The sequence below is a fragment of the Rhodococcus sp. 14-2470-1a genome, from assembly GCF_002259425.1.
GTDB lineage: Bacteria > Actinomycetota > Actinomycetes > Mycobacteriales > Mycobacteriaceae > Rhodococcoides > Rhodococcoides fascians_E.
This window is the reverse complement of sequence record NZ_NPFZ01000026.1, coordinates 99,846-120,811: the sequence shown is the minus strand read 5'-3', so window position 1 is coordinate 120,811 and position 20,966 is coordinate 99,846. Positions and strand designations below refer to the sequence as shown.

Annotated in this window: 18 protein-coding genes; 14 read left to right on the top strand and 4 right to left on the bottom strand. The window is 64.8% G+C overall.

The annotated features are described in order from the left end of the window. Nucleotides 1–84: 84 nt before the first annotated feature. On the bottom strand, nucleotides 85–1,353 hold the full coding sequence (locus CH292_RS14685) for an MFS transporter (RefSeq protein WP_094655103.1): 1,269 nt from the start codon (nucleotides 1,351–1,353) through the stop codon (nucleotides 85–87). A gap of 46 nt (nucleotides 1,354–1,399) precedes the next feature. Here CH292_RS14685 and CH292_RS14680 point away from each other — a divergent pair, with 46 nt between their 5' ends. The 4 genes from CH292_RS14680 to CH292_RS14665 all read left to right on the top strand — a co-directional run bounded on the left by CH292_RS14680 (nucleotide 1,400) and on the right by CH292_RS14665 (nucleotide 5,749). Then, complete coding sequence (locus tag CH292_RS14680) at nucleotides 1,400–2,449, top strand: LacI family DNA-binding transcriptional regulator (RefSeq protein WP_094655102.1); 1,050 nt, start codon at nucleotides 1,400–1,402, stop codon at nucleotides 2,447–2,449. Between the two features lie 112 nt (nucleotides 2,450–2,561). Then, nucleotides 2,562–4,613, top strand: a complete 2,052-nt coding sequence (locus tag CH292_RS14675; protein WP_094655101.1) for a bifunctional diguanylate cyclase/phosphodiesterase — start codon at nucleotides 2,562–2,564, stop codon at nucleotides 4,611–4,613. Between the two features lie 19 nt (nucleotides 4,614–4,632). Continuing rightward, nucleotides 4,633–5,046: a TIGR03668 family PPOX class F420-dependent oxidoreductase gene (locus CH292_RS14670; protein WP_019665002.1), complete on the top strand. Its 414-nt coding sequence runs from the start codon at nucleotides 4,633–4,635 to the stop codon at nucleotides 5,044–5,046. 157 nt (nucleotides 5,047–5,203) lie between these two features. After that, the gene (locus tag CH292_RS14665; protein ID WP_256978141.1) at nucleotides 5,204–5,749 is read left to right on the top strand and encodes a GNAT family N-acetyltransferase; all 546 of its coding nucleotides are present in this window, start codon (nucleotides 5,204–5,206) and stop codon (nucleotides 5,747–5,749) included. Here the strand turns inward: CH292_RS14665 and CH292_RS29375 are convergent. Then, nucleotides 5,734–6,267 (bottom strand): hypothetical protein, encoded by a 534-nt coding sequence (locus tag CH292_RS29375; protein WP_256978140.1) that lies wholly within the window; start codon nucleotides 6,265–6,267, stop codon nucleotides 5,734–5,736. The genes CH292_RS14665 and CH292_RS29375 overlap by 16 nt on opposite strands. A gap of 794 nt (nucleotides 6,268–7,061) precedes the next feature. On the opposite strand from CH292_RS29375, the gene CH292_RS14655 reads away from it, so the two are divergent. The 6 genes from CH292_RS14655 (at nucleotide 7,062) to CH292_RS14630 (ending at nucleotide 14,665) form a co-directional block, all read left to right on the top strand. Continuing rightward, entirely contained in the window at nucleotides 7,062–8,303 is a 1,242-nt protein-coding gene (locus tag CH292_RS14655) for a fatty acid desaturase (protein ID WP_033189574.1), read from the top strand. A 221-nt stretch (nucleotides 8,304–8,524) separates the two neighbouring features. Next, nucleotides 8,525–11,764, top strand: coding sequence for a bifunctional lysylphosphatidylglycerol synthetase/lysine--tRNA ligase LysX (gene lysX, locus CH292_RS14650; protein ID WP_373454685.1), 3,240 nt, complete (start codon nucleotides 8,525–8,527; stop codon nucleotides 11,762–11,764). Then, nucleotides 11,765–12,679, top strand: a complete 915-nt coding sequence (locus tag CH292_RS14645) for an alpha/beta fold hydrolase (protein WP_094655098.1) — start codon at nucleotides 11,765–11,767, stop codon at nucleotides 12,677–12,679. Between the two features lie 78 nt (nucleotides 12,680–12,757). After that, the gene (locus tag CH292_RS14640) at nucleotides 12,758–13,762 is read left to right on the top strand and encodes a beta-ketoacyl-ACP synthase III (RefSeq protein ID WP_026347775.1); all 1,005 of its coding nucleotides are present in this window, start codon (nucleotides 12,758–12,760) and stop codon (nucleotides 13,760–13,762) included. 154 nt (nucleotides 13,763–13,916) lie between these two features. Then, nucleotides 13,917–14,318 (top strand): PPOX class F420-dependent oxidoreductase, encoded by a 402-nt coding sequence (locus CH292_RS14635; RefSeq protein WP_019665012.1) that lies wholly within the window; start codon nucleotides 13,917–13,919, stop codon nucleotides 14,316–14,318. A gap of 47 nt (nucleotides 14,319–14,365) precedes the next feature. Then, the gene (locus CH292_RS14630; protein ID WP_033189422.1) at nucleotides 14,366–14,665 is read left to right on the top strand and encodes a DUF4190 domain-containing protein; all 300 of its coding nucleotides are present in this window, start codon (nucleotides 14,366–14,368) and stop codon (nucleotides 14,663–14,665) included. On the opposite strand, the gene CH292_RS14625 is transcribed toward CH292_RS14630, so the two are convergent. Continuing rightward, nucleotides 14,590–15,879: an MFS transporter gene (locus CH292_RS14625; RefSeq protein WP_094655097.1), complete on the bottom strand. Its 1,290-nt coding sequence runs from the start codon at nucleotides 15,877–15,879 to the stop codon at nucleotides 14,590–14,592. The genes CH292_RS14630 and CH292_RS14625 overlap by 76 nt on opposite strands. A gap of 82 nt (nucleotides 15,880–15,961) precedes the next feature. Between CH292_RS14625 and CH292_RS14620 the strand changes: the two genes are divergently transcribed. From CH292_RS14620 to CH292_RS14610, 3 genes are all read left to right on the top strand, one after another. After that, complete coding sequence (locus tag CH292_RS14620) at nucleotides 15,962–16,864, top strand: LysR family transcriptional regulator (protein WP_256978139.1); 903 nt, start codon at nucleotides 15,962–15,964, stop codon at nucleotides 16,862–16,864. Nucleotides 16,865–16,868: 4 nt separating this feature from the next. Then, complete coding sequence (locus tag CH292_RS14615) at nucleotides 16,869–17,465, top strand: histidine phosphatase family protein (protein WP_094655095.1); 597 nt, start codon at nucleotides 16,869–16,871, stop codon at nucleotides 17,463–17,465. Nucleotides 17,466–17,580: 115 nt separating this feature from the next. Then, nucleotides 17,581–19,080, top strand: coding sequence for a phage infection protein (locus CH292_RS14610; RefSeq protein ID WP_094655094.1), 1,500 nt, complete (start codon nucleotides 17,581–17,583; stop codon nucleotides 19,078–19,080). Here CH292_RS14610 and CH292_RS14605 read toward each other — a convergent pair. Then, nucleotides 19,063–19,359: a putative quinol monooxygenase gene (locus tag CH292_RS14605; protein WP_019665018.1), complete on the bottom strand. Its 297-nt coding sequence runs from the start codon at nucleotides 19,357–19,359 to the stop codon at nucleotides 19,063–19,065. The genes CH292_RS14610 and CH292_RS14605 overlap by 18 nt on opposite strands. 101 nt (nucleotides 19,360–19,460) lie before the next feature. Between CH292_RS14605 and CH292_RS14600 the strand changes: the two genes are divergently transcribed. Further along, complete coding sequence (locus CH292_RS14600; RefSeq protein ID WP_094655093.1) at nucleotides 19,461–20,966, top strand: MFS transporter; 1,506 nt, start codon at nucleotides 19,461–19,463, stop codon at nucleotides 20,964–20,966.

The window sequence follows — 20,966 nt, the reverse complement described above, 5'->3', positions numbered from 1 at the left end:
AGGCACCGATCTGTCGGTCCACTCCGCCGAAGATCTGCAGCGCGTTGCCCTGGAGCTGAACGAACGCCCCAGAGCAACGCTAGGCTACAGACCGCCGTTAGAAAAAATCGCAGAGCTGGTCGGCGCATCCACCACTAGAAACCGCCTGGAGTGACTGAACGTCACGTTCGGTTCGGTGGGACGCGCGCCCGGGAAGGTACTGCGCCCGGCGATGACGGTGATGAGGGCTCCGGTGACGAGTAGGCCTGCGAGGGCGATGACGTCTGCGATGGAGGCCCTGTCGACGACGATTCCGCCCACGAGGGCTCCCGAGGCGATGGCCAGCTGGAATGCGACGACGTAGACGGCCGAGGCGCGGTCGGGGTCGGCGCGCGTGGTGTTCAGGACGGTCGACTGCAGGCAGACCGGGACGGTGGTGAAGGCCAGACCCCACAGTCCGATGCCCAGGACAGTTAGTGCGGCAAGGGAACCCGGGGCGGAAAGCATGGTTGTCCACAGCAGGGCCAGTGCGGCCAGAACGACGGACAGTGCACCGATGGTGGATCGCCTCGGCCATCGATCGAAGGTTCTGCCGACGATCCAGATTCCGACGACTCCGCACAGCCCGTACAGCAGCAACATCACGGTCAGAATCGTTCCGACGGAACCGAGGCCGCGGTCCACGATCAACGAGAAGTAGGTGTACGCGACGAAGTGGCCGAGCACTGCGAGAAATGTTGCGACACAGATCATCACCAGGGATCGGTCGAGTACTCGCACGCGGGCTGTCGGGCCGGAGCCGACGTCAGCGACCTTCATCGTCGGCAGAACCGCGAACAGTGTCACCGCGATGACCGCCGCGACCACACCGATGCACACGGCCGCTGTGCGCCAGCCGAGCCACTGGCCGAGTGCAGCGGTCAACGGATTGCCTGCCACCAGCGCCAACGACGTTCCGGCGTACACCGTCGCGATGGCCTTTCCTTTGCGTTCGGGGGCGACGAGCGATGCCGCGACCGGTGCGACCACTGCCCAGAACACACCGTGCGTCGCAGCACAGACCATTCGGGCTATGACCAGCATGGGGTACCCGATGGCGACGGCAGACAGAAGTTGCGACACGGCGAGTGCACCGACGGTCACCACGACCACCGTTCGACGCGGCCACCTGCGTACGAACGTCATTAACGGCATCGTCATCACTGCGACTCCGTAGGCATAGAACGTCAGCAGCAGGCCGACGCTCGATTCGCTGACCCCCATGTCCGACGAGATCTCCGGCAGCAGCCCGACGGGCAACGTCTCGGCGGTCACGTAGACGAAGGCCGCGGCCGCAAGAACGAGAAGCTTGGCGAGAGATCTACCGTCACCCATGTTGTGTATCGTTACACATGTCGACGAGGAACGCTAGTGTGAACGCATGCACCCCCGCCCGACCATGGCCGACGTCGCCGCCGCCGCGGGCGTGTCCACGATGAGCGTCTCCTACACCTACAACCAACCGACACGCGTCTCCGACGCCACCAGGACGCGAGTCCTCGCCGCAGCGGAGCGCCTCGGATACACCGGCCCGCACACGGGCGCACGATCGCTGCGCAGCGGCAAGACCAACAACGTGGGCGTCGTCCTCAGCGAGAAACTGACGTATTCGTTCGAGAACCCCCAGGCCCGCGCGTTCCTGACCGGAATCGCCGAGGCCTGCCTCGACACCGACTCCGGACTCGTCCTGCTGCCCAATGGAGGCCGCTCCCAGCCGAATTCGCCGGCGAAGGCCGATCTGGAGCGCATACGCGGCGCTCAGGTCGACGGGTACGTGTTGTGGACCACGGTGTCCGACGACCCGATGCTGGACGTCGTGATCGGCACCGGCAAGCCGGTCTGCATCCAGGGCGGACCCGTCGTCCCGGGCGCAGCAATGATCGGGATCGACGATTCGGCAGCAGCACTCGCAGTCGGGCAAGTAGGACTGCGACAGTCGACAAAGCCTGCAGTGATCAGCTTTCCGCGCAATCGCGACCGCGTCGTCGAAATCGTGCACGGCCCCGACCCGGCCGACGCCACCTTCCCGGTCACCGCCGCACGCCTCGCCGGCTTCCGCCGAGCCGTCGTCGACGCGGGTTTCAAGTGGGAGTCCACTCCCGTCGCCTTCGCCGGATCGAACGCGTCCCCCGAAGGCGCCGACGCGGCACGCCGAATAGTCGGCGCCGACGCACTTCTGTGTTGCAGTGACGACCTCGCGCTCGGGGCACTCGATGTCGTCGGCCCGCTCGACGGCTGCGACGGCGTTGCGATCACCGGCTGGGACGATTCCGATGCGGCCCGAGCCGCCGGTCTGACCACCGTCGCGCAATCACTGTTCGATCAGGGCTGCGACGCAGCGCGCTGGGTGCTCGGCTCCCTCGACCGCATCCCCGAGAGCCCATGGTCGGTGCAGGTCCGGAGTTCGACGAGACCCGCGCGCCCCCACTAACCGGGTAATTCACACTCGTAGTCGCCTCAAAACGGGGAAGACAACCTGTTTGTAGCGCATAAGCAAACTTCGGGTTATGGTGAACGCGGCCGACCGGCCACGGGGGGGAAGTATGAACCGAGAGACACCCATGCCCCGCCCTGCCGTCGAGAATCCATTTGCCGTTCCTCAGGCCGAGCTGGACCTGCTGTCCGACCCCCTCGTGCTGGTCGATCGAGATTTCGTCGTCACCTACGCGAATCCCGCTGCCGCGGCGCTGCTCACGGCGCCGATCGACACCCTTGTCGGACGATGCATCGACGCCTGGTTCACCGATCCCGCCTGGACCGCGTTCGTCTCCTCCTGCAACGGCCCAGGAGTGTACGAGGACTTCTCGTACACCCTGCAGAAATGGCTGTCCTACCGCACCGTCAAGGGCAGTTCCGGGCACGCGATCTGGGCAACGGACATCACCAGCGAGCGGCTCGGAGACACCCGCGTCGAATGGACCGACGACCTCGCGCGCACCATGCTCGACGCCGTTCCGTCCGGCGTCGTCGTCCTGGACGTCGACGGGGTGGTCGTCCTGGTCAACAGCGTGTGGTCCACGTTCTGGGCGGATCGACCACAGACCGACGGGTGCCTCCCCGGAACCAACTACTTCGACCTGTGGGCACCGGCGATCGCCCGAGGGAACGACACCGCAATCTCACTGGTCGACGGCCTGCGCGCCCTGATCTCCGGATCCGGGCAGGTCTTCTCCTCCAACCACAGATTCGGGTCCGTGGTCTACCGAGTCCGAGCCACCCGCCTCGCCGACGGCGGCATCTACCTCACCCACACCGACATCACCGCGCAGGCCGCGGAGGCGCCCGTCCGCCAGGATCCCCTGACCGGTCTGCCGAACCGCGACGAGATCGAAGCGCTCCTCGCCACCGAACTCGCGGTGCGCACCGACGAGAACGAAGTGAGCATCCTGCTCGTCGACATCGACGGCTTCCGTGAATTCAACGACGCACTCGGCCCCGTACACGGCGACGAACTTCTCCAGCAGGTCGCGGAAAGAATCGCCGCCTCCACCCGGCCCAACGACACCCTCGGCAGGCTCACCGGCGACGAGTTCGTCGTCATCGCCCGAGGCTGCCAGGCGATCGCTGCTCGAGCCCTCGCCGCCGGCTTCTCCAGTGTCCTCGAACCGTCCTTCACCGTCGACGACCGTCAGCTGACGGTGACCGCGAGCGTCGGCGTCGCCACCTCGGGACCGGATTCCGACGACCCGGTCCAGCTCATCCACGACGCCACCACCGCCATGCACGCAGCCAAGAACCTCGGCCGCAGCAGCCACCAGGTGTTCTCGGCGGATCTGCGCGACAGCAACCGCACACGCCTCGAACTCGTCGAACGCCTCCGCGGAGTCGCGATGGCCGAACACGAGCTGCAGATGGTCTACCAACCCATCGTCGAACTCGCGTCCGGCGCAGTCATCGGCGCCGAAGCACTGATCCGGTGGAACCACCCGGAACTGGGCCTGCTGATGCCGGACAGCTTCATCGGTCTCGCCGAAGACGCAGACCTGATCATTCCGCTCAGCAACTGGATCCTCTCGCAGGTCTGCCGCACCCTCGCCGCCTGGCAGTGCAAAGACCTGAACATTCAGGTCGGCGTCAACGTCAGCCCACTCCACTTCGCCGCAGGCACACTCGCCACCGACGTCAACAGCATCATCGACTCCCTCGGAATCGAACCGGGCCGGCTGGTCCTCGAACTCGCCGAGTCGAAATCGCTGCACGACATCGACGCAGTGCACTACCAACTCATGGATGTCCGACGCCACGGATCCCTCATCGCCATCGACGATTTCGGCTCCGGCTTCTCCTCCCTCGAACGCCTCGCCACCCTGCCCGTCGACATCCTCAAAATCGACAAATCACTCACCCAACACCTCGACAGTCGCGACCTACAGCGCAGACGAGCCATGACCTCGCTCTGCAAAGCCGTCGTCGACGTCACGCACGATCTCGGACGCGACACCGTCGTCGAAGGCATCGAGACCAAAGACCAACTCGCCAGCTGCGTCGACATGGGCGTCACATTCGGGCAAGGTCATCTACTGGGCAAGCCCATGACCGCACCACAGCTCGAAACGATCCTGCTGCCGAACGACGCACACAGCGCGTCGGCCTGACACGAGGACACGACGCACCGTGAAGATCGACGACGAAATAGGACGCTTCAGCGAAGCCCGACGCGCCATCCTCTCCAGCGTCAACGCCGACGGCACCCCGCACCTCGTGCCGATCGTCTTCGCCCGCGTGGACGACACCCTCGTCACCGCCATCGACTGGAAACCCAAAAGCACCCAGAAACTCAAGCGACTCGAGAACATCCGCGCCGACCCGGCCGTCAGCCTCATCGTCGACAACTACTCCGAGAACTGGAAAGACCTCTGGTGGATCCGCGCCGGCGGCTCGGCCGAAGTCATCGACGCCGACACCGACCGCGGCCGCACCGCCATCGCCGCGCTGGTGAAGAAATACGAGCACTACACCCCCACACCTCCCGACGGCCCCGTCATCGTCATCAGCAAACTCACCTGGCGATCCTGGCAAGCGTCCTAGAATTCAGCAGCCCCCTTCTTCCCCCTTCGACCCCGTTCTACCCCCTTTCTGGAGCGAACGTCCCGTTCGGTCAGTCTGACTGACCGAACGGCACTTTCGCTCAGGGGTTGACGAAAAATGACTCGCAATGAATCAGCAACTGATGCAAACTGCACGAATGCAGCCGATCCCCCCGGAACTGATCGAGTTCGACGACTTCGTACTTCGTCGGGAAACGCTTGCCGACGCTGCACCGGTGGCCGAGGCGATAGCGTCGAACATCCCGCGGCTTGCGCCGTGGATGGAGTGGGCCGTCGAGGACGCCACACCCGTCGCAACCCAGGAAAGTCGAATTGCCGACTCTCTTGCACAATGGGATTCGGGTTCGATGTTCGACTACATGATCGCCAGCGGTTCCGGTGATGAATTCCTCGGCAAAGCGGGGATTCGATTAGCGGGACCGGATCACGCGACGATCGGTTACTGGGTCACCGAAGATGCGGAGGGACGAGGAATCGTCACTCGTGTCGCGCGAGCTCTGACGGCCCTCGCCGCGGAGCTCGACGGCATCGTTCGAGTCGAAATCCATTGCGATGCTGCGAACGACCGCAGTCGGGCGGTACCCGAGCGCCTCGGATACCGCCTCGACCGCGTGATCGATCACCCGATCACGACGTCGCATCAGACCGGCCGTCAAATGATCTGGATCTACGACGCGTCCTGACGCCACTCCGATCGTGGGATTGCAACTACCCTCGGCCGCGGGCGGTTCCGGGCTCTGTCGTAAGCGTGTCGCAGGTCGTCGATTACTGTATTGGGTTGAGAACGAATCGCTTTGGGAGTATGCGCGACGAGGACGACATCATGGCTTTCGATGTATGCGCGTCGTTCCAGCGTCTTCTCGAACGCCTCAGGAGAAGAGTGGTGTTTGAAGGATTCGATTTCCTGAGCCATTCCTACCTCGTCCCACCAGTTGTCGACGATTGCAATGAAATCACCGTGGGCAGTCAAGAGCACCTGGTTGGACACCACCGGAGGCAGGCCACTACTTCTGCAGAGTGCCTGAGCGTCGACTTCCGCCACCGAATGCGCGCCGTCTCCGAGTTCGTACAGCACCCTCCTCGGCATGGACGTTCCCCGTGATGACCCGTCGTCGAGTTCTTTCATCAACGCGCCGACGTCAGCTGCGCCGCGCTGCACCACCTCGGCGACGAGGGCCGTGCATTGCTTGCGATCGGACATTCGGCGGGCTGCATCGAGCAAACACCGATCGACCGGTGCGACGGGCAATCCTGCTTTCCTCACCGCCAGCGGTAGACGCGTCGTACGCTCGACACTCACAAATCCGGTAGCTTGACGATTTCGGGCATTCGGTATCAGGAGTACGCAGTCCGTCGGTTGCGTCGAAGACCCGAACCCATGCAACGCCAGACCAGCACGACCGGACAGCATGGAATCCTGCCCGCCGTACAGCACCGCCGCCGTGTTTCTTTGTTGCCTGGTTGGCTGACCATTGTGCAAAAGCACCAATCCGGGCAGGATCCGCTGCCACGGCCCACCGGCGGTTCTGTCCACTACCGTTTGCGCCCCCACTCCGAGCCTCCTCAAATCTGCCGTACGGATCACGCCATTCCGTGCATGACGCATCAGTAGTTCCCGGTCGTCCGCCCACTCGCCCCGTTTCATGCTGAGCATCGAATACGAAGGGTCGGACATTCTGCACCGCAATCCCGGCTGCCTGTGGATAACTGCCCGATGCTGTGGATAAGTGTCCGAAGTACAGGTTGACCGAACCCCACGTTCGCTCCGAAACGAGCGCGCACGAACACAGCACGAGGCCGCACCCACCCGAGCGAAAGTGCCCTCCAGTCCGTCAGACTGACCGAACCCCACGTTCGCTCCGGAACGCCGGGGCAAACTCCGCCGGAAACAGGCGGAAACTGGGGGGTAGCGGACACCGGTCGACGGCGGGGCCGGGGGTACGTAGGGTCGAGGTGGTGACCGGGGACACTCGGGTTCGCATGTGGAGGGGAATCATGGCGATATCGGATATTCAGGAATATGCCCATTTGACCGAGGCGGATATCGAGGCGCTCGGTGCGGAGTTGGATGCGATCCGGCGTGATGTCGAGGATTCTCGTGGTGAGCGGGATGCCAGGTATGTCCAGCGAACCATCACGTTTCAGCGGTCGTTGATGGTTGCGGGCCGGGCGGTGTTGTTCGCGAGCAAGAAGAGGCCTGCGTGGTTGCTCGGTACCGCGTTGCTCGGTGCGGGGAAGATCATCGAGAACATGGAGTTGGGGCACAACGTCATTCACGGTCAGTGGGATTGGATGAACGATCCTGAGATCCATTCCAGTAACTGGGAGTGGGACAACACGTGCCCGTCGTCGGGGTGGAAGCATTCGCACAACTTCACGCATCACAAGTACACCAACATCGTCGGTTTGGACAACGATGTCGGTTACGGCATTTTGCGCATCACTCGCGATCAGGAATGGCATCCGAAGTATGTCGCGCAGCCGCTGGTGAATGCGTTGCTGGCGACGTTCTTCGAGTGGGGCGTCGCGCTGCATCACCTCGAGACCGACAAGCTTCGTACCGGCGAGGTGAAGTGGGAGGACAAGAAGGAGATGGCGGTCGACGTCGTCCGCAAGATCGGAAAGCAGGTGGGCAAGGATTACGTTCTTTTCCCGTTGCTGACCGGCCCCGCGTGGAAGTCGACGCTGACGGCGAATGTCGTCGCCAATCTCATTCGCAACTACTGGTCGTATGCCGTCATTTTCTGCGGTCATTTTCCCGACGGCGCGGAGAAGTTCACGCTGGAGGAATACGAGACCGAGACGCAGCCGGAATGGTATCTGCGACAGATGCTGGGTAGCGCCAATTTCGAGGCAGGCAACACGTTGGCGTTCATGAGCGGCAACCTCTGCTACCAGATCGAGCATCACCTCTTTCCGGATCTACCGAGCAATCGCTATGCGGAGATCGCTCCGAGAATTCGGCAGTTGTGCGACAAGTACGACCTTCCGTACACGACGGGTTCGCTTGCGCACCAGTACGGACAGACGCTGCGCACCATTCTGAAACTGTCCTTGCCGAATCGACTGCTCTCCGCGACCTCGGACAATGCGCCGGAAACGTCGTCCGAGCTGAAGTTCCGCATTCGCGGTGGAATCAAGGAAGTGTTCGGTGTGGATCCGGCGACGGGCCGGCGCCGCGGCCTGAAAACTGCATTGGGAATGCTGAAGCAGCACACACCGGTCCATCCCGCCTGATCCGCGGCGGGTGATTACCGCGCCGCGAGGCGCCGAATGATCACTCGAAGTCGGTCCTCGGCGCTACCGTTACCTCGGCTGTTTTCGAAGCAGCCGACGAAGGGAACGGCAAGCGCCGAGGGCAGGAGCGGATCGTGACGAGCACACCGGTGACATCGGAGTCGACGAAGAATCCAGAACACCGCACTCCGCGGGCATTCACGCCGCCGGAGCACGGGCGTCTGCGCGAGGTGCCGCACATCTCCGGGCTCGTCCTCGGGGTGTTCGCGGTACTGGTGTTTCTCTGGAGCCTGTCTCCGGCGCTGCGCGCCGTCATCCGTGTGCCACGCGAGTACATCGACAACTACTACATCGACGCACCGGACACTTCGCTCGCGTGGGCTCTGGTGCTCGGGCTCACCGCAGCCGCCCTCGCGAGCCGCAAACGCATCGCCTGGTGGTTCCTGACGCTGTATCTCGTGCTCGTCGCGGTCAGCAACCTGGCGGATGTGATCGACGGCAACAACATCAGTGCGTGGATCGCGCTGGGCGTGCACATCGTGATCGTCGGTGTGCTCATCGCCGCTCGCAAGGAGTTCTACACCCGTGTTCGACGCGGTGCGGCGTGGAAGGCTCTGGGTGTACTGATCCTCGGCGCGGTCGTCGGAACGCTGGTCGGCTGGGCGCTGGTCGCTCTGTTCCCCGGCACACTCCCGGAGAACCAGACGTTCCTGTGGGCATTCAACCGAGTCACCGCCCTCGCAACCGTCGACAACGAGCAGTTCGACGGCCGCACACACGTTTTCGTCAACACGCTCTTGGGCTTGTTCGGGGCGCTCGCACTGTTGGCGGCCGTCGTCACGTTGTTCCGGTCGCAGCGCTCGTCCAACGCACTGACCGGTAGCGACGAGTCCGCGCTTCGCGGCCTGCTGGACAAGTGGGGCGCCGACGACTCGCTCGGATATTTCGCGACCCGCCGCGACAAGGCCGTCGTGTTCGCACCGAGTGGCAAAGCCGCCGTCACCTACCGTGTCGAGATCGGGGTGTGTCTCGCCAGCGGTGATCCCATCGGCAATCCGGAGGCGTGGCCGCACGCAATCGATGCCTGGCTGGACCTGGCGGAGAAGTACGGGTGGACGCCCGCGGTCATGGGCGCGAGCGAGACGGGCGCCACGGCGTTCAAGCGGGCGGGGTTGAACGTTCTCGAACTCGGCGACGAGGCCATCCTCGACACCAAGAAGTTCAACCTCGCCGGCCGGGAGATGAGGCCGGTCAGACAGGCGGTCAACCGCGCCCGCAAGGCAGGCGTCACAGTGCAGATACGACGCCACCGCGACATTCCGGCTCAGGAGATGGCCGACATCATCCGGTGCGCCGACGAGTGGCGTGACACCGAGACCGAGCGTGGGTTCTCGATGGCGTTGGGCCGCCTGGGCGATCCTCTCGACGGTGACTGCCTACTGGTTCAGGCCCGCGAGGGCGAGAAGACCGTCGCGGTGCTCTCGCTCGCTCCGTGGGGCCGCACCGGAGTATCGCTCGATCTGATGCGCCGCGACCCGCAGGCACCGAACGGTGTGATCGAGCTTCTGGTCACCGAATTGGCAACCGGCGGAGATCAATTCGGAATCAGTAGGATCTCGTTGAACTTCGCGGTGTTCCGTGCGGTCTTCGAGGAGGGCAGCCGCATCGGCGCAGGCCCTGTCCTGCGGATCTGGCGGTCGGTGCTGGTGTTCTTCTCCCGGTGGTGGCAGCTGGAGGCTCTGTATCGCTCCAACCTGAAGTACCTGCCGGACTGGGAGCCCCGGTACCTGTGCTTCGCGGACAACCGTGAGCTTCCCAAAGTCGGCATCGCGTCGGCCATCGCCGAAGGGTTCCTGACGCTTCCGAGCTTCCGGCGCGCCCACAAGCACACCGGTTCTCACACGGCGGTCCCGGCGGCCCTGGCGGACACCGCCGACATCCACGCCGACGGCAGCGGCCCCGATCAGATCGACGAGGACGACGAGCCCCAGCGGGGCCCCAAGCGTCCCGACCAGGTGCGGGTGCGGCTCGCGAAGCTCCAGCGGTTGAACGACGAGGGCACCGAGGGTTATCCCGTCGCCTATCCCCCGACGCATTCCGTCGCCGAAGCACTGGCCGCCCCGCAGGGAACGACGGTCCGCATCGCCGGCCGTATCCTGCGCAACCGCGATTACGGCGGCGTCGCGTTCGCGGTCGTGCGGGACTGGACGGACGACATCCAGGTGCTGTTCGACCGGGAACGCGTCGGCGACAGGTTGGACAGTTTCGACTCCGACTTCGACCTCGGCGACCTCATCGAGGTCAGTGGCACCATCGGCCGCAGCAAGAAGGGTGAGCTCTCGCTGCTGGCCGCGGAGTGGCGGATGAACGCCAAGTGCCTGCACCCGCTGCCGGACAAGTGGAAAGGACTGCAGGACCCGGAGTCCCGCGTGCGTCAGCGCTACGTCGACCTCGCGATCAACCGCAGTGCCCGTGACCTGATGATCGCGCGCAGCAACGTCGTGAAGTCTCTGCGTGATTCACTGTCCGACCGCGGCTACATGGAAGTCGAGACGCCGATCCTGCAGCAGGTGCACGGAGGTGCCAACGCAGCGCCGTTCATCACTCACATCAACGCGTACAACCTCGACCTCTATCTCCGTATCGCTCCGGAGCTGTACCTGAAGCGTCTGTGCGTCGGCGGCATGGACAAGGTGTTCGAAATCGGTCGGGTCTTCCGCAACGAAGGCGCGGACTTCAAGCACAATCCGGAGTTCACGATCCTCGAGGCGTACGAGGCACACAGCGACTACGAGCGCGCAATGGTGCTGTGCCGCGAACTGATTCAGAAAGCAGCCGTCGCGGCACACGGGCGCGAGATCATCCTGCGTCCCGACGGACCGAACGGCGAGATGATCGAGATCGACATCTCCGGGGAGTGGCCCGTCAAGACACTGCACGGAGCCGTCGCGGAGAAACTCGGCGTCGACGTCGCGCCCGGTACACCGCTCGCGGAACTGCAGCGACTCTGCGACGAGAACGACATTCCCTACGAGAAGGAATGGGACGCAGGGGCCGTCGCGCAGGGAATGTACGAACACCTGGTCGAGGACTACACCGAGTTCCCGACGTTCTACAAGGACTTCCCGACGTCGATGTCGCCGCTGACTCGGCCGCACCGGTCCATACCGGGCGTCGCGGAGAAGTGGGACCTCGTCGCCTGGGGCGTGGAGTTGGGTACGGCGTACAGCGAACTGACCGACCCGGTCGATCAACGTCAGCGTCTGACCGAGCAGTCGTTGCTTGCAGCAGGCGGCGACGAGGAGGCGATGAGTCTCGACGAGGACTTTCTGCAGGCCCTCGAGTACGGCATGCCGCCCACCGGTGGACTCGGCGTGGGCGTCGACCGTGTCGTCATGCTCATCACCGGTGGCTCCATCCGCGAGACCCTCGCGTTCCCGCTCGCCAAACCCCGGCAGTAATTGTTCAACGTGAAACAATTTGCGCCCGGGCAGTTCGTGACCGTCGACGACCTGACAACTCACGTCGTCCTGTCTCATGCGCAGGGTGAGGACGGATTCGGTGCCGCGCCGACGGTGGTGCTGTGCGGCGGCCTCGCGAGCAATTGGTTCGATTGGGACGACTGCGTCCGAATTCTGTCCCCGTTCCACACCGTCGTGGTATTCGATCGGCCGGGCTTCGGGCTGAGCGAACCGCTTCCCGACGACCGGGTCCCGACGGTTGCCGACGAAGCCGCCCGCATTCTCGCCGTCCTCGACTCCTTGGAGCTGACGAGCCCGGCGTTGATCGTCGGGCACTCGATCGCCGGTTTCTACGCCGAGGCCTTCGCGAGGCTGTATCCGCAGCGGACCGCCGGTGTGCTGCTGCTCGACTCCAGTGCCGAACGCGACCCGTGGGTCGTCCTTCCGAAACCGTGGCGAGTTGCCGGGGCCCACCTGCTCGCGGCGGTGGCGTCGGGCAGCGGTCTTCAGTTCCTTCTGGGACCGACGGTCCGCAGGATTCTGAACCACTCCATCCCACCCGACGGCATTCCGCTCGAGACGCTGGACTGGACCCGGCGGATCTACCGGAGACGGTCGTATCTGAAAGCGGCCCTGATCGAGGACTTCGTCTACCCGGACATGGCCGCGGAGTTGAACGAGATCCGGCGGCGAACACGATTCGAGTCCGCGGCGATCGTCGCGGCCGCGCACACCGGCAGGCGAACGCCGTGGGGTCGCTGGTGGCTGCGCAAGCAGGCGCGGCTCGCCGGATACCTGGGAGCCGAGTTCGCCGTGGTGGACCACGCACATCATCACGCGATGATCGATCAACCCGCGGACGTCTCCGCTCTCATCGTGAGGTTGGTGTCACATCACAGGAGCATCGACACGTAACGTGTTCTGTCGAGCCCGTTGCCCAAGACCCGAGCCGAAGCCCGGCGATGGCACGGTAGCCACCGAGAGGAACTGAAGATGGGTGCGATCAGCACAACGCAAGGCCGGCAGACCAAGCTCCTCGGCTTGGGAGTCCACCGACCCGAGCGGGTGGTGACCAACGACGAGATCTGCGAGTTCATCGACTCGAGCGACGAGTGGATCCAGACTCGATCGGGCATCAAGAACCGCCGGTTCGCAGAACCCGAAGAGAACGTCGTCCAGATGTCGATCTCCGCAGGCAAGAAGGCGCTCGAAGCCAGCGGCATCGCCGCCGAGCAGATCGACACCGTCATCGTCGCGACGTCGACGCACCTCGAGTTGACGCCCCAGGCTGCCGCGAAGGTCGCACACGGCCTCGGCACCAAGGGCCCCGCCGCGTTCGACATCTGCGCAGGCTGCGCCGGCTTCTGCTACGCGCTCGCTGTCGCATCGGACCTGGTGAAGGCCGGAACGGCACAGTACGTCCTCGTCATCGGTGCCGAGCAGCTCAGCCTGACCACCGACCCGTACGACCGCACCACTCGCTTCATCTTCGCCGACGGCGCAGGCGCAGTAGTCGTCGGACAGAGCGACGAGACCGAGATCGGCCCCGTCGTCTGGGGATCGGACGGATCGCAGTCCGACGCCATCGTCCAGACCATCGACTGGTACGACTACATCACCGGCGAGGACGCCGAACGTCCGTGGATCAAGATGAACGGCATCTCCGTGTTCCGTTGGGCCGCGTTCGAGATGGGCAAGGCAGCACAGAAGGTCCTCGACGTCGCCGGCATCAAAGCCGACGAACTGCATGCCTTCGTCCCGCACCAGGCCAACAGCCGCATCACCGAACTCCTCGCCAAGAGCCTGAACCTGAACGAGGAGACCCCGGTCGCCAACGACATCGCCGAGACCGGCAATACGTCGGCCGCGTCGATCCCACTGGCCATGGAGGAACTACTCCGCACCGGCAAGGCCAAGGAAGGCGACACCGCGCTGCTGCTCGCATTCGGTGCAGGCCTCTCCTACGCCGGGCAGGTCGTCAAACTCCCCAAGCTGTAACCGGCTCCACTCCCGCCCAACTGGGTCATTCCGCAGGCTCCACTCCCGCCCAACTGGGTCATTCCGCAGGCTCCACTCCCGCCCGAGGTTGTGGACGACAATCCGATGATTTTCGTCCACAACCTCGGACTCGTCGGCGGTTAGGCTGGGCGTCATGCCGAAGCCACCGTTGCCTGCAGATGCCATCGAACTTCTGAAGAAGCCCAATCCCGCTGTCATGGCGGTTGTTCGTGCCGACGGAACGCCCATCACGGCGCCGACGTGGTACCTCTGGGAGGACGACAAGATCGTTCTGAACTTCCAGGCCGATCGCAAGCGTCTCGAGCACATTCGGGCGAACCCGAAGGTGTCGATCTCGGTGCTCGACGAGGCGAGTTGGTACACCCACGTCACCATTCACGGCACCATCACGCTGCAGGACGATCCGGGTCAGGTCGACATCGACCGGATCTCCACGCATTACACCGGTGAGCCGTACCCCGTGCGGGACAAGGAGCGCGTCACCGGGCTGCTCGAGGTCGACGCCTACGTCGGCTGGGGCAAGATCGGTTCCTAGCTTCCGGTGCCGATTGCCCGATTTGTCCGAGAGTGCAACACTCGGGCATGACCTATCCGCAGGGCACCCCGTACGGGCACTACGCAGGGCCTGTCCCCGGCCCGCCCCGGACCAACTCCACCGCTGTCGCGGCACTGATCTGCGGCGTGGTGGGGTTGTTCACCGGGCTCGTCGGCTTCGTCGCCATCGTTCTCGGCCACATCGCTCGGAGTCAGATCAAGCGGACGGGCGAGGACGGCGCCGGAATCGCGCTCACCGGGCTGATCCTCGGTTACGTCAGCGTGGTGCTTCTGTTCGTCGTGATCGCCGTCTTCTTCTGGATCGCGGTCCTGTTCGTCAATGCGTGATGCGACTTCGTCGAGGCATGATGCGAGGCTGCCGCAATCAGGGCCAGTACCGCGAGGCCCATGACGAACAGTGCCATCGCGGTCCACCCGAACTGCTGGTACACCACGCCGCCGAGCCAACCGACGACGGACGAGCCGCCGTAGTAGAAGAGGTTGTACAACGACGTCGCCTGCGCACGCCCGACGGTTGCGCGTTGACCGGTCCAGCCCGACGCGATGGCGTGGGCCGCGAAGAACCCGACGGTCAGGATCACCAGGCCGACGAGGATGACGATCAGGTTGCTGCTGATCGTCAGGCCGACGCCCGCGATCATCAGCAGCGTGGACCCGGCCAGAACCCCGGCTCGACCGTGGCGGACGGCAAGCTGACCGGCGACACGTGAGGACACCGTGCCGCTGAGGTAGGCGAGGAAGATCAGGCTGATCAGCGACTGCGGCAGACCGAACCCGGATCCTTCCAGGCGGAATCCGAGGAAGTTGTAGATCGCGACGAATCCGCCCATCAACAGAAACGCCTGCGCGTACAGCACCAGCATTCCCGGTTCTTTCAGGTTGGCCCACAGGCGGGTGCCGAGCGACGGACCGGCCGAGTCACCGGCTCGAAAGCGTCGGGGCGCCGGTGCGAGGATCAGGAACAACGTCGCGGCGACGGCGGCGAGGATCGACACCGTGAGGGTGCCGATGCGCCAGTTGGTCACCTCCGCGACCGGTCCGGCGACGATGCGGCCGAGCAGACCCCCGAGTGTCGTGCCCGAGACGTAGGTGGCGGCGGCGAGTGCCGTGTGGTTGCGATGGACTTCCTCGCTCAAGTAGGCGATCGCGATGGCCGGGAGTCCACCGAGCGCTGCACCTTCGAAGAATCGTATGGACAGCAGCACCGGCAGCGACGACGACAACGGCACCACCAGGCCGAGGACCGTGGCGACGACGATCGAGATGCTCATGGCCTTGACGCGACCGATGCGGTCGGCCACGACGGACCACGGCAGCACCGACACCGCGACACCGACGGTGGCCAATCCCACAGCCAGGGAGGACTGGGACGGTGTGATCTCGAGGCCCGACGCGATCAGAGGCAGGATCCCCTGGACCGAATAGAGCTGAGCGAACGTGGCGATACCCGCGAACAACAGGGCCGCCACCAGGCGCTTGTACTCGCGCGATCCACGAGGGTGGCCTTCCCACTCCAGCGTCACGTCGGTCGTCGCAGTCATGACGACAACGTTAGGCCGGGAAACTATCACGGTCCAATGCATGATCGGGTTCGAATTCATGCATCAGCGTTATGATTTGCTCATGCGCGACGAGGCCCGTCACCTACTTCCTCTGATACCGGCGATCCTCGCGGTCGCGGAGACCGAGCACATGACCGAAGCATCCGAGCTTCTCGGCGTCCCCCAACCGACTGTCAGCCGGCAGATCGCCCGGGCGTCGAGCATCCTCGGGGTACAGCTCGTCGAACGCAGCGGACGCGGTATCGCGCTCACCACCGCGGGCCGAATACTCGTCCCGTACCTGCAACGCGTCGCCGTCGACCTCGAAGCCGGCCTCGACGCCGCGGGAGAACACGATGCGAACGCTCGGGGCCGCATCGCCATCAGCTTCCAGAACACCCTCGGTGAGGACATCGTTCCGGCGTTGATCCGGCAATTTCGCGGGGACCACCCGGCGGTGACGTTCGACCTGGATCAAGGCGCGCGGGAACGGTGCCTGGACCGCCTCGACGACGGGCTGGCCGATCTCGCCTTCGTCTCGCTCAGCGCCGAACACACCGAGGCCAACTCGTTCCAGCTCTACGACGAGCGGCTCGTCCTCGTCGTACCCGCCGACCACCGTCTGGCGCGTGCGCGTTCGGTCCACGTCCGGGACACCGCAGGCGACAGCTACATCGCGATGGGTCACGGTTACGGGATGCGGTCGATCTGCGAAGACCTGTGGGCCGACGCCGGGATAGCACCGGACATCGAATTCGAAGGCAGAGACATTCACACCGTGCGGGGCCTGGTCGGCGCGGGCCTGGGCATCTCGATCCTGCCTCGATCCCGTGGCCTGGGTCCCGAGGTCGTCGAGGTGAAGATCTCCGATCCCGCGGCTCGACGGAGAATCGGCATGGTGTGGTCCGGCAGGACGGCAGCCGGGCAGGTGCACGCTTTCCGGACGATGGTGATCCGCAGCGGCAGATCGCTCGTGGTTAGGTGATCGTGTGCAGCTGATCCTGATTCGACATGCGCTCCCCCTGCGATCCGACGAATCCGCCGATCCGCCCCTCGCCGAACTCGGACACGAGCAGGCCGGTCGCCTCCCCGACGCACTGTCCCGCTTCCCCATCACCCGGACGATCGCGAGCACTCAGCTCCGGGCAGTGCAGACCGGCACCCCGGTGGCGGCCCAACTGGGACTCGACCTGGGCACCGACGACAGAATCACCGAATACGACCGCGACTTCGGCGGCTACATCCCCCTCGAAGATGCACGCACCGAACTCCGCGACGCGTTCGGCCGCATCAAGGCTGGCCATCTGCCCGAGCAGGTCGACGAGGCCGCCTTCCGCGCCCGAGTCCTCGGCGGTATCGCGGCCGCGGTCGACGGAATCGAACACACCGACACCGTCGCCCTGTTCGCGCACGGCGGGGTCATCAACATCTTCCTCCAGGACATCCTCGGCACTCCGAAAGCTCTCGGTTTCCCCATCGACTACTGCTCCATCACCCGAGTGCTGTTCTCGCGCAACGGCACCAGATCCGTGTCGTCGGTCAACGAAACCCATCACGTCTGGGACCTGCTTCCACGCAACCGGTAGCGAGCTGGAATCCTCATAGACCTCTTAAACAGGCAGTTCAGAGACGGTTTCGACGCCGTTTCCGCTCATCGGCTGGTCAACCGGCTCGCGAGAGGCAGTTAGCCTCAGGATCACTATGGGTAAATTCAGTTTCACTCGTCGGCCGTCCGTCGCACTTCTCGCCATCGCTTTTCCGCTGGTGGCTGCTGGTTCGTTCGCGCTCGGCGCCGGCGTCGACCTGACTGCGGACACCCAGCCGACCACGGCCGCGTCCACGGCCGAGGCTCCGACCGAAACCCCCACCGGTGATCCGCTGGCCACCTCGCGGAAGAACCTGCAGGAAGCCGGACTGCCCGTGAGCTTCCTGTCCGCAGGCGTGAGCCAACTCACCGACGGCGGCAACCAGCTCAACGACGGAGTCGTGCAGCTCACCGACGGCATCACCCAGGCACACGACGGCACCGTCCAACTCGCCGACGGGTTCGTGGAGTACCGCGCAGGCATCGGCCAACTCGGTGACGGCGCGTCGCAGATCAGCGGAGGCGTCGACGAGGTCGTGGACACCCTCGCCGGATTCGGTGCCCAGCAGGCTCAGTTCACCGCATCGCTCGAAGCCGCGGCGCAGCAGGTCGACGCGTTCCCCCACCCCGGATCCGACGGTATCTCCGGCCAGATTCGCGGGGTCATCGACACTCTGAACACCCAGGGCTTCGGCCCCGACACTCTGGATCAGTTGCAGACACTCAAGGCGGGAGCCCGCCAGCTCTCCGGGGAACTCAACGACCCGTCGAGCCAATTCCTGTCGGCCACAAGCCAAATCGGCGACGCCACCGTTCAGCTCCGGGACGGGCTGGGACAGCTCGACGACGGCGGTGGCCAGCTGCGTGCCGGCACCGACCAACTCGTGACCGCGGTGGAACCGGTCTCCGGCATCGTCAGCGGCATCCAGACCAACGTCCAGGAAGCAACAGCCGGCCTCCCAACGGCCAAGCAACTGAACAGCGGAGAACTGAACAGCGGGAACGCTGCCGCCTCCGACGATTCGACCGACGTGGCAGCAGCCTCCGGCACATCCGGTTCCACGACCTCGGTCGCCCCGTACCTCATCGCAGCACTCGTCGCCGTCGGCGCGGTCGGCGCCGTCAGCCTCGTACGAGTCCTGAGCCGCGACTCCCGTCTGCGGTGGGTTGCCGCCGCCGTCGCAGTGGCAGCCGTCGGAGCGTGCGCAGCTCTCGCGTTCGCCTTCACCGCACCCGACGCCTCGATCGGTGCCCTGATCGGAGCAGGAGCGTTCCTCGTCGTCTCGGCAGGCGCCTACCTCGCGGCCGCGGGTGCCATCCAACGGGTACTGGGATCGACCGTCGGACAGGCGGTGAACGTGGTGCTTCTCGTGGTCCAGGTCGTCGTCTGCGGCGCTGCCTCGGCCAGTAGCGCGGCCATCTGGGGACACCTGTCGGCCTTCATGCCGATGGCGTACACCGCGGCGGGTGCTCGCGAGATCGGCTACTCGTCGATGACGTCGACCGGTTGGCTGGCGTTGGTGCTGACCGCCGCGCTGCTCGTCGTCTCCGGAGTCGTGTACCGGACGTCCTCGCGAACCGAGGGAAGAGCCGCGGAGCTACCGAACCACGCGTAGCGGGTGAATGGCAGGCGGGGCTGCCAAGTGCTCGCCGAATTCGCTCAGCGCCTTCTGTAGGTGCGGGGTCTTCATGTGCGCGTCCAGATCGTCCTCGGACCGCCATACCTCGATGGTCACGAACGTTCCCCGTTCGGCGGCGGATTCGAACAGTTCGTAGGACACGTTGCCGTCCTCGTGCAGTGACTCCGCCGCGAGTTCGGCCAAGCCTGCGCGAACGACGTCCACCGATTCGGGTTTCGCGGTGATCGTTGCGACGACCTTCAGATCACTGAGCACAATTCTCCCTTTCGCCAGTGGTGGGGTGTACGGCAACCACCGAGTCCGACGGTACCGTCATGAGCGCATCCGCATCGGCTGAAACAGATCAAAGGGGAATCGTGAGCGACGTGCACGAGAAGGCGACGCGGAAGGACTGGCTGGGGCTCGCTGTCCTCGTCGTACCCATTCTGCTCGTCTCGATGGACATCTCGGTGCTCTACCTCGCGTTGCCCGCGGTGACCGCCGACCTCGAGCCGAGCAGCAACCAGACCCTCTGGATTCTGGACCTCTACGGGTTCTTCCTCGCCGGACTTCTGATCACGATGGGGTCGGTAGGTGACCGGATCGGCCGACGGCGACTGCTGATGGTCGGCGCCCTCGTGTTCGGTGCCGCCTCGGTACTGGCCGCGTTCTCCACCTCGCCGGAGATGCTCCTGATCGCCCGCGCTCTTCTCGGTGTCGGCGGTGCCACCATCGCGCCGAGCACACTGTCCCTGATTCGCAACATGTTTCGCGACCCCGCGCAACGCAAGGAAGCAATCGGGTTGTGGACGGCAGGTTTCGCCGGCGGCGGGGCGATCGGACCCGTCATCGGCGGTTTCCTACTGGAGCATTTCTGGTGGGGATCGGTCTTCCTCGTCAACATTCCGGTGATGATCGTGATCCTGGTCGCGGCGCCCATGCTGGTTCCCGAGTTCAAGGACCCCGAGCCCGGCAAGTTCGACCCCATCAGCGTCGCCCTGTCCATCGTCGCAATGCTCGGCATCGTCTACGCGATCAAACACGGTGCACAGGAAGGTTTCGACGTCGCCACCGTCTCCACCGCGGCAGGCGGGCTGGTACTCGGATTCCTGTTCGTCCTCCGGCAACGCAAGGCCAAGGACCCGCTGATCGACGTGACACTCTTCGGCGAACGCGCATTCAGCGCAGCCGTCCTGGTCCAGTTCCTGGTGATCTTCGCACTGACCGGCTTCAGCCTGTTCGCCTCGCAGTACCTCCAACTCCTCGTCGGCCTCGGCCCGTTGGCTGCCGGACTGTGGTTGCTGATCCCCGCTGCGGCAGCGGCAGTCGGTGCCGTCTTCTCCCCGACTCTGAGCAAGATCGTCCCGACGGGCACCATCATCGCCGGCGGACTGGTGCTCATCGCCGTGGGTTCGCTGGCGCTGCACTTCGTCGGCTCGAACTCCGGCATCCCGCTTCTGATCACCGGAATGTCCCTGATCACCCTCGGCGTCGGTGCCGCGTCCACCCTCAACTCCGACATCGTCCTGACCGCCGCCGCACCCGAAAAGGCCGGTGCCGCATCGGCACTCTCCGAGACCGGCGCCGAGCTCGGCGGTGCCGTCGGCATCGCCATCCTCGGCACCATCGGATCCACCGTCTACCGCAACGGCGTCTCCGCCCAGGTACCGCCGAACACCCCCGCGGACATCGCCGGACCCGCCACCGAAACCGTCGGCGGCGGAATGGCAGTGGCCGAGCTACTGCCACCCCCACTGAACGACATGCTGCGCGAACTCGCCGCACAGAGCTTCGTCGACGGCTTGAACCTGGCTGCCGTGTGGAGCGCAGGGCTCATGGCCGTCTCCGCCGTCGTGGTCTACGGCCTCCTGCGTCGTACCTGA